9 protein-coding genes and 3 pseudogenes are annotated in these 12,856 nt (G+C 39.6%); 7 read left to right on the top strand and 5 right to left on the bottom strand.

Annotated features, from left to right (window positions below; all coding sequences use genetic code 11):
* From A3GE_RS12175 to A3GE_RS12270, 5 genes and pseudogenes are all read left to right on the top strand, one after another.
* Positions 1-373 (top strand): annotated as a pseudogene (locus tag A3GE_RS12175) (bacteriophage T4 gp5 trimerisation domain-containing protein); the annotation flags it as partial.
* Positions 366-869 carry a DUF4123 domain-containing protein gene (locus tag A3GE_RS0103535; RefSeq protein WP_018355903.1) on the top strand — a complete coding sequence of 168 codons (504 nt, stop codon included), beginning with the start codon at positions 366-368 and terminating at the stop codon, positions 867-869. The pseudogene A3GE_RS12175 and the gene A3GE_RS0103535, both read left to right, overlap by 8 nt.
* Positions 870-872: 3 nt before the next feature.
* Positions 873-1,586, top strand: a complete 714-nt coding sequence (locus A3GE_RS0103530; RefSeq protein WP_033259688.1) for a hypothetical protein — start codon at positions 873-875, stop codon at positions 1,584-1,586.
* Positions 1,576-3,093, top strand: a complete 1,518-nt coding sequence (locus tag A3GE_RS0103525; RefSeq protein WP_018355901.1) for a phospholipase effector Tle1 domain-containing protein — start codon at positions 1,576-1,578, stop codon at positions 3,091-3,093. The genes A3GE_RS0103530 and A3GE_RS0103525 overlap by 11 nt, the downstream gene beginning before the upstream one ends.
* A gap of 110 nt (positions 3,094-3,203) precedes the next feature.
* A pseudogene (locus A3GE_RS12270) lies at positions 3,204-3,359 on the top strand (phage baseplate assembly protein V); the annotation flags it as partial.
* A 378-nt stretch (positions 3,360-3,737) separates the two neighbouring features.
* Here A3GE_RS12270 and A3GE_RS0103520 read toward each other — a convergent pair.
* Positions 3,738-5,900 carry a YadA family autotransporter adhesin gene (locus A3GE_RS0103520; RefSeq protein ID WP_018355900.1) on the bottom strand — a complete coding sequence of 721 codons (2,163 nt, stop codon included), beginning with the start codon at positions 5,898-5,900 and terminating at the stop codon, positions 3,738-3,740.
* A gap of 470 nt (positions 5,901-6,370) precedes the next feature.
* Between A3GE_RS0103520 and A3GE_RS12520 the strand changes: the two genes are divergently transcribed.
* Positions 6,371-6,667 (top strand): Shedu anti-phage system protein SduA domain-containing protein, encoded by a 297-nt coding sequence (locus A3GE_RS12520; protein ID WP_077658249.1) that lies wholly within the window; start codon positions 6,371-6,373, stop codon positions 6,665-6,667.
* Between the two features lie 45 nt (positions 6,668-6,712).
* On the opposite strand, the gene cpdB is transcribed toward A3GE_RS12520, so the two are convergent.
* The 4 genes and pseudogenes from cpdB to pepE all read right to left on the bottom strand — a co-directional run bounded on the left by cpdB (position 6,713) and on the right by pepE (position 12,299).
* Positions 6,713-8,686 carry a 2',3'-cyclic-nucleotide 2'-phosphodiesterase gene (gene cpdB, locus A3GE_RS0103515; protein ID WP_018355899.1) on the bottom strand — a complete coding sequence of 658 codons (1,974 nt, stop codon included), beginning with the start codon at positions 8,684-8,686 and terminating at the stop codon, positions 6,713-6,715.
* A 251-nt stretch (positions 8,687-8,937) separates the two neighbouring features.
* Positions 8,938-10,212: pseudogene (locus A3GE_RS11415) on the bottom strand (M20 family metallo-hydrolase).
* A gap of 68 nt (positions 10,213-10,280) precedes the next feature.
* A complete protein-coding gene (dcuC, locus tag A3GE_RS0103505; RefSeq protein ID WP_018355896.1) occupies positions 10,281-11,576 on the bottom strand; it encodes a C4-dicarboxylate transporter DcuC in 1,296 nt (431 codons plus the stop codon).
* Positions 11,577-11,594: 18 nt separating this feature from the next.
* Positions 11,595-12,299 (bottom strand): dipeptidase PepE, encoded by a 705-nt coding sequence (gene pepE, locus A3GE_RS0103500; RefSeq protein ID WP_018355895.1) that lies wholly within the window; start codon positions 12,297-12,299, stop codon positions 11,595-11,597.
* A 340-nt stretch (positions 12,300-12,639) separates the two neighbouring features.
* Here pepE and speFL point away from each other — a divergent pair, with 340 nt between their 5' ends.
* Positions 12,640-12,789, top strand: coding sequence for a leader peptide SpeFL (gene speFL / locus A3GE_RS12465; RefSeq protein WP_306291836.1), 150 nt, complete (start codon positions 12,640-12,642; stop codon positions 12,787-12,789).
* Positions 12,790-12,856 lie beyond the last annotated feature (67 nt).

Here is a 12,856-nt window from a genome sequence, read left to right as displayed (position 1 = left end):
CAAAGTAGAACAAGACGACATCCTCAACATCAACAACAGCCGCTATATCAACGTACACGGCGACACCATCATCCACGTCGGCAATGAACTCAACATTGACATCGCCCAAAACGGCAGCTGGGAAGCGGGTGAAGTGTTTGAACAAATCTGCGAAACCTTTGACCTTGAGGGGTATGAACAGGTAGAACTCAGTGGTCCGGGCGGGTCGATTATCATCAACCGGGAAGGCATCACCTTGGTGGGGGATGTGTATGTGGAGGGGGAGTTGTGTCAAGAAGGGGGGGCACCGGATATGGTTAGTGCGTTACAGAGTGCTGCAAATGAAGAGTTTTGTCCTGATTGTTTGGGCTTAAGAGGAATCGAGCGTGAATAATAAATGTATAAAATATGGTTTATTTGATGCTGCAATTATGCCTCAAGTGTGGTTTAATTTAGATAGCTGGGAGTTAAAATACGAGCCCTTATATCGTGGGGACCATCAACAAATAGCGGAAGCTATCCCTTATCTTATTGAATTAGATTCGACATGCGATATGCAGGCGGTCTTAGATTTATTGACTCTAGATAATTATCAATCTGGTTTATTAATTGAATCATCAGATTCCCTTTCTGATATTATTTCTCGTTTAGCTTATTTCTATCATGTAAGGAATGAACAAGGAGAACCATTTCTTAGACGTTTTTTTGATTTAAAGTTTTTTAACAATTTTTTATATAATCTAACATCTCAGAATTTGCAATTTCTATTCGGCAAAGATTTAGTATTTTATTACTTAGATAAAGATAAAGCGTTTTATCACAAAATTAGTTTACCGGCTAAGGAATTGAGATTTGAGCGAGTTGATTTAAACCATTTTATAAAAAGGTAAAAAATGATGAAAAAATTTACCGCACTTTTATCTGTTTTTATACTAGTTTTTACAACTTCAGCATGCTCAAAAGCAAGCTTTCGAGATGAGTTTTTTAAACAACGCCCTTGTGCAGAAGTGAAATACCGCTGCCTGCCGGAAAATCAGGAGAAACCCATGATAGACACCTCAAAACCTTATGTACTTAGTGCCGAAGAATGGAGGCAAATCGAACAGGATAAAACCCTGAGAATGTACAAAGAAATCAGTCAAATGCTGGAGATTTACTATCCGGGTTTTTGGGAGGGCGTGACGGATATACAAGTAAGAATTGATTGGATGAGCAAAGTTGATGAAATATCAAAGCGATACTTTGGTAACAATCGCATGGAAGGGGAGTTTATGGCGATGGCTCATATTTGTTCGATTATAAGTATTGATTTTGAAAATAAACCCGATTTCCAATTTATAGTGAGAAAATTAAAGCAAGATAAGGAAGATCCTTTTGCTGTTAGTAATATAATTAGGTATCTAAGATTTGAAATACTTAAAAAAGATTATGATGTGGCTGGGTATTATTATAACACTTGGAACTTACGTGGAGTTCAAGAGGGAATGCCAAAAATAACTCGTCATATTCCCGATTTTTATACAGAAAATAAACCTAGAGACACTAAAGAAAATGTTTATAAGGTCTATGAGAAATGGCGCCAAGCGGGAGGCGTATATGACTTGTAAAGTATTTTGTGTTGGGGTGTTTTTTGATGGCACCGGAAACAACCTTGTTAATGATGAAAAGTTAAGTCAAACCAGTAATATTGCACGGTTATACCGACTTTACCCTAAACTTGCTGAAAAAGACGCTTACATCATCGGAAACAAAGTGACGGAATGTCGTATTTATTTAGACTCGATTTATATCGAAGGGATCGGTACAAAGGATAATGAATCCGATTCAGGTTGGGAGCAAGGTACGGGATCAGGTGGGGCTAAACGAATTAATCGAGCTGTAAAAGAAATTAGAGCATTAAGAGCCAAATTTCCTAAAAATGAATATAAATTTTATATTGATGTTTTTGGTTTTAGTCGAGGAGCCGCTTTGGCTAGAGATTTTATCAATACAATTATTACGTATGAATTGGATAAACCACTATATTCTTCATTTAAATTCATCGGATTATTCGACACAGTCGGTTCTTTTGGCAAAGCCGGTGATGATAAAAACTATAAACCGATAGATGCGAATGAAGGTTCGGAAGGCAAGGCTCTTTGGGGTGAGATTTTCGGCACGCCTTCATCTAAAAAGTATGAACCCTATAATTTTAATTTAAGCCGCCAAAGTGCAGAAAAAATTGTCCATTTTGTGGCATTGGATGAATATCGTAAAAACTTTCCTTTAACGGATATTGAAGGTGCCGGGGAAACTTATCATTTTATTGGTGCTCATTCTGATGTGGGAGGTGGGTATAAACCAATAACGAAAGAGCTTATTTTTGAATATACCAATAAAAATACGCCGGCAGAAGCCAAGCAAGCCTTATCAAATCCGGATAAAAATGGTATTCAAATTGGAGAAGGGTGGAATGCAGAGTATCGCCCGGTAGGGAGATATGCTTCGTTTCCCGGCCACCGAGATATGAATTATGCGTACGCTTATGCCCGCAGAACGATTAGTAACGATTTACAACGAATAACGTTAATGGCAATGTATAACTGTGCAGTTAGGGCAGGCGTACCTTTTTTGCCTTTCACAGAAGACCTTAGCCAATCCCATTTAACAGCTTTAGAGAAAGAGATAGCTTATACGGAATATAATGCTTTTTTTAACACACTTACAACAACCTCTGAAGCCGTGTTACCGTTGCTGAAAGGCGATTTTAGCCAAGAATTTAAAGCGTATTTGAGCGAAGTATTAGAAAGCCCATTTTCGGTTGAAAGTTTCATTAATCATCAAACGGATAAGCTGAGAAAAAGCGACCGATTACCTAAACGACCACAGCATTTTAGAGATAAGTTGCATTTAAGTATTTTGGCTAAATATGCGCATAATTCATCTTGTACAGGTGATGCGGATGGCTTAAAGTTGCCGCCAATAGGCTTTAAGCATAGAGCGCCGAATAGTTTCGGAGAGACCGTGGCAAATTCAGCACTTTATAGTGGTCTATTTGGGGCAATAGATATTCATCCCATTAGACTTGTTTTTGAGAATAATGTAAATGATGCTGTTGTGCTTGATGAGGGATAAGTTCAGAATTAGAGCTTATATTACTTAGTATTAATTTCTCTATGAAAACAACTATTCCTGATTCTTCATTACAAACCTTGGCGTAGCCCAAAAGCTCCGCCCGATTATTCGGGGCACAATACGGCACGATGATGATACCCCGTATCGGTGATGAAGTCTTAGTCAAATTCCTCCATGGTGACCCGGACCAACCNATAGTCACCGGCAGAACCTATCACAGTACCACCGAACCGCCCTATCTTCTGCCCAAATACAAAACCCACATTAGGTATTACAAGCAGATGACAAAGGAAGATCCGTCTTTCATCCAAGTTTAGTGGAGCAAACGGAAAAAGTTTGTCTATAAAGATTGTTTTTTGGCATGAACAATATCCGAAAACCGCGCATTCGGAAGTGCCGGAATTTAGCTTGATAAACGGGAAAAGGGTGGTGAGGTTAAGAGCCTATAATGTCTATGAAATCACACCACGGGCTATTCCTAATGAGAATAATAAGCCTGCCACCTACATTATCTTGTAAAGCACCGAGTAAAGAATCATCCAATATTTACTACATAATGCCGTAAAATTTAGTTATTTTAAATTCATTAAAAAAACCGCATATTTTAAATGCGGTTTTTTCATTTAAATAAAGGGAAATTCAGATTACCACTGATACATATAGCCTGCACCAACCATATTATATCCTCGGGTATCTAACCCGACACTGGTTTTGATAATATGTTTACCGTTATCAGACATAAGGGAATAACCAACAGAAATTGCATTCTCATCACGATAACTTGCTACACCAACCCCAACACCACTCGCACCATTTCGCGTTACCTGTGGAATATTAGCCATTGCCCCCGCTTGAGCAATACCACCACGCAATTTACGATCTACCCGATTCAATTTATTTTCCAATTGACGAACTTGGTTATTGGTTTTTCTAAGTTGGGCATAGTTAACCGCATCACTATCCTTTGTCCCTTCTGCAACATTAGTGATTTTTTTATTACCGGCATTGATACCTTGATTATTCACCACGACATCACCAGCCTTAAATTCATTGGCATTGACCACATCAAAAATTGGTTTATCCGTTGTTGAATAGGTAATATTTTGACCGTCTTGTTTTACTACTATATTTTTACCGGCTTTATAGGCAACAGTATTACCCGCTTTCACTTTTTCAATCGTTACATTAATAGCTTTTCCACCATCCTCACTTCCTGTTGTGATGTTAAAACTGCTGTTGTTAATTGCATTTGCCACATCAGTGACGCTAGCTAAGTTACCCTTCGTCGAATCAGCCACTACAATCCCATTGTCATTAACCGAAATATCACCTGTATCAACATTCACAGTTGGAGGAACCGGTGTCGGCTTAGGTTGAATATTTTTTATTTCTTCCGTTAGCTTGTTAGCAATAAGATAAAGTTGTGAACCATTAATTGCATCCGTTGAGGTTGGAGAAATATCACCGGCAGAAACATTTTTAATTTGGCGTGTTTCACCGAGTGTTGAATTCCCTACCGATACTGTACCCACCGATGTTGCCCCTGCAAAATTACCATAGGTTATACCGTTTACCGTGCCTTGAAGGGTATCTTTTGCATTCTCTGTGCTAGATTTATCACCTAATGCAACTGAACGTTTATGCTCAGCAAGGGCTTCTTTCCCTATTGCAATGACACTCTCTTTTATCGCTTGGGAATCCGTCCCTAATGCAATGGAATGATCGCCTGTCGCATTCCAAACTTCATGTTCGGCTCGGTGGACTTGTCTCCCCCCATTTGTTGTATACCAAGCTTTTGTATCAGTTGTCATACTTCCGATTGAGATTGCATTTAAACCACTTGCCGAAGCGCCATTACCCATCGCAATAGAATTATTCCCTGCTGCAGATGATGAAGGGCCTGCTGCGGTGGAATAATCCCCCAATGCTTCCGCCCAAGTCCCTAATGCTGAAGCCCCTTTTCCAAAAGAATAAGCATGCGTACCAACACTTGTACCCGCATAACCTAATGTTTTAGAATCATCGCCTAAAGTCGTTGCCCTATCATTCAGAGCATAGGCTTTTGTGCCTAATGCGGTTGATCCCCAACCAATTGCTCTTGACTCATCCCCAATGGCAATCGTAGAAGTTGCTTCATCTGATAGCCCAAGAAGTTCCGCAGCCATATCGCTCGGAGAATTTTGTTTGCGTAAAGTTTCTACCGTACTTTTTATGTTATTTTTTACGTTTTGATCAATATTCGCCGCACCATCTATATTTGTGATATCTAATGTTCTCGCATCATTACCAATAGCGATTGATTTTACCCCTGTTGCCGAAGCTTTATTCCCCATTGCAATCGCACCATTGCCAATAGTATTACTTTCTAAACCAACAGCAATAGCCCCTCCACTACTTGGGTTTCCATAATAAGCACCCGCTAAAGATTTCGCACTCCCTCCCAAAGCGATGTTTCCATCCCCTTCGGCATTGGCACGGCTACCTATCGCATAGCTTAACCAACCATTTGCTACGGCTTCATGACCATAGGCTATACTCTGTGAACCATATACTGTTGCTTTATATCCTTCTGCAATACTATATACTCCACTATATCTCCCTTTTTTATTCTTAGAAGCCGAAGTATAAGCATCATTTTGATTAACTGAAGATTCCGGACCAACTGCTATAGAATGATTTGCTGTAGCCGCAAGTGTTGGCGTCGTTGGATTTGTTGTTTCTATTTTTGAATAATCATTGATAGAAGCGGAAAGTACATTCGTACTCACAAGAAATGCAATTGGTGATAAATAAAATACCTTTTTCATAATAGACCCTTATATAAAAAATTATAGACCCGAAAATAAAACTTTCATTTTGTCTATAAATATTTCATCGTCAAATTTCTTTACAAAAATTTACTGTCATTTTTCCTTTTAGCATAAAGTATTCCTAACCTTTGTTTGGCTCTGCCCTGACTACAAAAACGCAAACTATGCTCACAGAACTCAAGAAATAAACAAGGCAAATTTGCTATAACTCACACATTTCAATCATTTTCCACAAAGTCATGGATATTCTCGTTGTTATTCTCACGATAGGCATTCTCTCATTCACCCTTATCCTCTTTATTCGTTTTCTACAAACTCAAAATAATCGGGAGTTTAAAGGCGAAAAACTCATTCCTTTTAGCTGTGGGAAAATGGTATAAATGATTTGCAGGAGTTTGATAATAAAACTGTTCTACGAGAAAAATAATGTCCACAAGATTCTATAAAACAAACAATGACAACAGGAGATAATAAATCTTCTTCTACTGGTATATCCAAAATATATATTTCATTTAAATAAATGGGGACATCAGGGAGAAATAAGTTTAACTAAAAAATATGCTAATAGAATCCCTAACGACTTAAAAATAAAAATCACAAATCCAAAAGCTATTATCTTATCAGGTAGAGATAATAATTTTTCAGAAGAACAATATTTTGACTTTGAAATAATTAGAAGAAAATATTCTAATATAATTGATATTATGACATATGATGATCTATTAAGAAGAATAGAGAATATCATAAATATGTTAAAGACTTAATTCATAAAAAAACGGCACTCACGTGCCGTCTTTCTCATCTATAAACTACTTAGACAAATCAATCTGATACACCGCAAAACCGACTTCGTCAGTGCCAACCTGTTTTGTTGGGTATTGTGCTTTTTCTTTGATAAATTGTGCCGCTTGTTCTGTCGGTGAGGTTTCAAAACGAATGTCTAATTTATCATTACCCGTGATAGAAACAAAACGCCAGTTTTTGTCCGCACTTGGGTTTACTGCGCCCTCTTTTTCACTGGTTGCTTTGATGTAATCGGCAAGAATCTGGCGGTTTTCATCCGGTGAGGCATACACAATATGTTGATCGCCTGTGCCGGGGAATTTATTGCTGTAAGCACGATAATTGTTAGTCGCAATTAAAAATTCCGCGTTTGGCTCAACCGCTTTACCTTGATAAGTTAGGTTTACCACACGGTGCGATTCAGGATTAATGAGTTTACATTCGCCATCATAACGTGCCGGTTTAGTGATGTCGAATTCATAATTTACACCGTCAATCACATCAAAATTATAAGTGCGGAAACCTTCCCAATTAATCAATGATTGCGGTTTATCGCTGGTCGGGTCGATTTGATTGAACATTCCTGCGCTACACTCAAGCCATTCTTTGAGCTGATCGCCCGTCACTTTTACCACCACAAGGGTGTTTGGGTAAAGGTAGAGATCCGCCGCATTACGGAAGGTTAATTCGCCTTTGTTCACTTCGGTGTAACCGGTCGGATCGTTTTTACGTCCACCCGCTTTAAATGGCGCACCCGCACTTAAAATCGGTAAACCTGCCATTGCCGCCACACTTGGTGCAACTTTTTCTACGTAGGCTTTTTGAGCTTGGTTCACGATTTGAATGGTTGGGTCATCTTGTACCAAAGCTAAATAGCTATACATATTGTCGGTGGCTTTACCAATAGGCTGCGATACAAACTTACGGGTCGCTTCGTGAACAGGCTGTAAAAGTGCGGTCAATTCCGGGTCATTTTCGGCAAGCGCTTTTTTGTTCTCTGCATCAAAAATAGGGCGAAGCGCCGCACGCCCTTCCGTCACAATCCATTTGCCATTATGCTCGGTTAAGCCTAAATCCACCACACTGATATTATTCGCCCAGTATCCAGCCATACTTTCCGGCACACCTTTTACCGTGCCTTTCACAATATCCGCATTCGGAGATTTGGCGAACTCTTTATTCGGAAATAAACGGTGTGAATGACCAAAAATCACCGCATCAATGTGCGGTACATCCGCCAAGTAGAATGCCGAATTTTCCGCTCCCTCGCGATATGGCTCATCGGACGGTCCGGTATGAGCCAACGCAATCACAATATCAGCCCCTTTTTGTTTCATTTCAGGCACATATTTTTGTGCGGTTTTGACAATATCACGGGCTTCCACTTTGCCTTGTAAATTAGCCTTATCCCACACCATAATTTGTGGCGGCACAAAGCCGATATAACCAATTTTTAACTTGTGGGTTTTACCTTGCTTGTCCACCACCACTTTTTCTTGGATTACATAAGGCGTGAAATAAGGTTCATCACCGCCAGCTTTTACCACATTGGCATTAACAATCGGGAATGTTGCCTGTTTCATTGAATCTGCCAGATAATCTAAGCCGTAGTTAAATTCGTGGTTGCCAACCGTACCTACGTCATAATGCATAGCATTCAAACAGGCGATTGCCGGATTCGGTTTGCCTTCTTTATAACCTTGCGCCGCTTGGTAATCTGCAATCGGGTTACCTTGAATTAAATCACCGTTATCCACTAATACACTGTTTTTTACCTCATTGCGGGCTTGGCGAATTAAACTTGCCGCACGGGTAAAACCGAATTTATCCGTTGGCGCATCTTTGTAGTAATCAAAATCCGTTAAAAAGCTGTGAATATCCGTCGTTGCCACAATGCGTAAATCTACATCAGGTTTGCCTTTTGCCATAGTGAAACGGCTTGCACTTAATGCAAGAATACTGGTTGCACCGATTTGAATAAAATGTCGTCTGTTAATCATAAAAATGTCCTTATTAGAGGGATAAAAATTAATGCTATTCTAAGAAAAACACTATGTTTTTGAAAGAAAGTGCGGTCAATTTTGGGAATATTTTTGAAAAGAAAGGAGATATAAAACACCTTAGAAAATAGTAGTATATGTAGCAAATACACAAAACAGAAATTCAACGGAAACGTAGGGACACACTGCGTGTATCCGGTATAAAACCAAAATCATGTTTGTGTAACTGCTACATAATTCAGGAAAATAGGCTATTCCCCTAATAATCGCTGTAATAATCCGCTATAAATATTCACGCCTGTAACCAATTGATTTTCATCGAAATCAAATTCAGCTTCATGATGGCCTGCCGTGCGATCAGCGCCAAGGATAAAATAAATGGCTTTTCCACCATGATCTTGCACGCGTCTGCCTAAAACCGTGGCATCTTCACTGGCATTAAAAGCATAATCGGCATCAATGCTTTGGATTTGTGGCTGCTGCAAAGCAATTTCTTCTACTAATTACACCAATTCCACATCATTGTTCATATCCACTGCTTCACCGACGATTTCTGTGTCATAAGCCACATTGAAGCCGATAGAAATACCTTTGGCAATTTGCATCACTTGCTCAACCATATATTCATTGATCTTTTTATTTTCGCCACGGACTTCAAGTTGTAATTCAGCCTCTGTTGGGATCACATTACGGCCTTCTCCCGCTTTTAATACGCCGACATTAATACGTGTCATACCTTCACCGTGGCGGGCAATACCATGTAATTGTGTAACGGTATGTGCTGCCGCAAGTAACGCATTATGCCCTAAATGAGGTGCGGCGCCGGCGTGTGCCGGTTTACCATGGTAGCGAATATCAATTTTGCTTGTTGAGAGAAAGTTTCTTGGATTAGAAATTACCGTGCCGGAATTTGCACAAAAACTGATATGAGATCCGGCAAAATAATCAGCATCGTCAATCACCCCACTGGCTGCGATAGCTGCCGCACCACGCACGCCTTCCTCTGCCGGTTGGAAGACAATTTTTACTTTACCTGTGAGTTTTTCACGGTTTTGGGCGATCCATAATGCAGTTCCCAGACCAATGGTAATATGTGCATCGTGACCACAAGCGTGCATAAAACCGTCATTAACAGAAGCAAAACCTTCTTTATTCGGGATATGGTTCGGATCACTGGTTTCTGTGACATTCACACAGTCAATATCAAAACGTAAAGCCACCGTTTTCCCCGCTTTACCGGAATCAAACACAGCGACACAGCCGGTATAGCCTGCCATCTTATCCAACCATTTTTCATTCATACCATAGGCTTTTGCTTTCGCCAAACCATTATCCACCACCGCTTGTTTGCGTCCGCGAACAAAATCAGGATTAATAATTTGCTCGCCCATTAAAATTTCAAAACAGCCAAGGCTTTCTAAATAATTTGCAATGCGTGCCGTTGTCCAAAATTCGCTCCAGCCAATTTCAGGAAAGCGATGAAATTCACGGCGCCAATGAGTGAGCTGGGATAAATCCAAGTCCATTTTTTTCTCCTTAAAAAACTTAATGAAAAAATACCGCACTTTGTGTGCCGTGCGGTAAATTTGAGGGGTTATAACATAAATAATGCCAAGAATAAGACGGCAAGTACCATTCCCGGTGCGGTGCGTTTCACCATTTGAACCGGACTTACCATGGCAAGACCGGCACAAACAATGGTAACACCGGCAATCGGTGAGGCGGTACGCCCCAATGCACCGGCAATCGCCGCAGCCATACCAAGATTGACATGGGTATAGCCTAACTCTACCGCATGTGGTGTGACGGCACTATTAAAGGCAATGGCGGCTGCATCGCCCGATCCGGTAATTAATCCCATTAAAAATGGTCCGATAGTTGCACCCCAACGCACAAATTCGTTGGATTCTTTTAAGAAGGCAATAGCTGCATCTACTGCACCGGTTGATTTTAATCCTGCAACAAATACGCCGGCGGCAATAATAATACCAAGCACGTTAGCGTAAGAATTTCCCATACCATTAAAAAATTCCTCTGTGATTTTGACAGGTGAAATGCGGGTAACAATAATGCTGTAAATTGCGCCGATTAGCATGGCTTGCGGTACGCCCATTTTTGTCCATTCAAGACCCGGCGTTTGTTGTAAGGATGTGCCACCAATAACCAAAATGATCAATGGCAATAATGGCGCAATAGCATAGAGTACATTCACCCCTTGTGCCGTTTGGGTTTCACTTTCTTTTTGTTCGGCAAGATAGGCTTTACGGTGTTCTTCGCCATAATCTTTAAAAACAAGAGCTAAAATTGTCAATACAACCGCACCGATCGCGCCAGCAATCATATTGTAGGGAGCGTGGGAAAGGTTCACTTGAGTGATGGTTAAACCGGACATTTCACTGATCATGGCGGAATGGGAAGATCCCGGACTCATCATTGAACCAAAGGTTCCCGCTAGAATAGCAGCTCCCGCAGTGGCAGGACGAACACCTGCACTTTTTAACACTGGGATTAATGTTGCACCCACCGCCGCCGCACAACCGGCAGCAGAAGGAATCGCGATATTAATAAAGAAAGTAATAATGGTGGCAATAGGAATTAAGAAAAATTTTAGTCCGCTTAACGGTTTAGTCAGTAAATGCACCAAATGTGTATCACATTGTGTGTATTTCATCACATAGGCAAACCCCATACTGGAACAAATCGCCATAATCAACCCACCGGATGTCATACTCTTTGCAAAGGCATCAAGTGCGCCCATTGGGTTTAATGTAACAATTGACATCAATAAACCGGCACCGATTAATACGGTTCTTGTTTCCGACTTTTTGATCAAAAAATAAATGGTGGCAAGAATACCAATAATTGCCACCAAAGATTTAAATACTTCCATAATAATGTTCCTTTTAGGTTAATAAGAAAAACTGTGATTCACAGCAAGGGGGTCACATTGCATACCCTCACTGAAACGTAAAATAGGACTCTCACCCAGCACTGTCGCCAGCCCTCCTTGAATATGCAATGCAGAGCCTTCCGGTAACGCATAGACAAGTGCGGTCGGATTAACGAGTAAAAATTCAGCCAACCGCTCTTCGCGACTTTCGCCATTGTGACCTTGCATTTTACCGGAAATAAAGTGAGGATTAATTTGATGAGGAAATAATTGCAATGCAGAAAAAGAAGGGGGATAAGTAATTGGCATATCGTTTGTTGTCATAATAGAACCGCCTGCCACATTTGCCCCGGCACTCCAACCAAAATAGGGGGTTCCGGCATTCACTTTTTCCCGAATAGCCTCAATCAAATTATTTTCATAAAGTTGTTTCAATAAACAAAACGTGTTACCTCCACCAATTGCAATCACATCTGACTGTTCAATAATATCACGATGTTGTTTACCATGATGAACAGAAATAATTTCCATCTCTACATCTGACAAGGCCTCTTGTACAGTTTTTTCATACTCATCGAAAGTTCGACGTACTCCGGCATAAGGAACAAAAGCGATTTTTTTACCACGATAATCCGCTAAAAATTGCTGTAACCAAGGCAATGCGTGTTCTAAATACCCCGTTTCTTTGTATTTTGAACTGCTGAGAAGTAGTATATTTTTCATATTTATCTCGTCCTGTTATATAATTAACAATATCAGCATTATACTTATAGAAAATTAAAATAAACATAAAATTTTATTTATATTAAACATTAGAATAAATAAAACCATTGTTAAACAAATGTTATAAAAGATTAAAAAATAAAATTTATTTTGATAGAGATCACATTTTTAAAAATTTATTATTGATTCTATTTTTAATAAAGTACAGAATAATGACTAATAAGGTCTATTTAATTGTATAGATGTGAGGAGGATTCTATGCAAGCACATACATACATACATACATACATACATACATACATACATACATACATACATACATACATACATACATACAAGGATTTTACGCCTTTTGACCTTTAATCCAATAAAAGGTCGTTCTTTAATGGCGCATATCCGCCGCACAAGACATATCATGAAACCCTCTCATCGCTCGTGTTTATCTTACTCTATTTTTGTACCCCATAAGCCATTCTGTTTATTTCTCTAGTAGTGTGTCCACTATTTAGAGAGAACTTAGCTTTAAAAATAAATATAACACAATAAATTGTTTCGTT

It is taken from the genome of Rodentibacter pneumotropicus DSM 21403, assembly GCF_000379905.1.
Classification (GTDB): Bacteria; Pseudomonadota; Gammaproteobacteria; order Enterobacterales; family Pasteurellaceae; genus Rodentibacter; species Rodentibacter pneumotropicus.
This window is presented reverse-complemented; position numbering and strand designations above follow the sequence as displayed.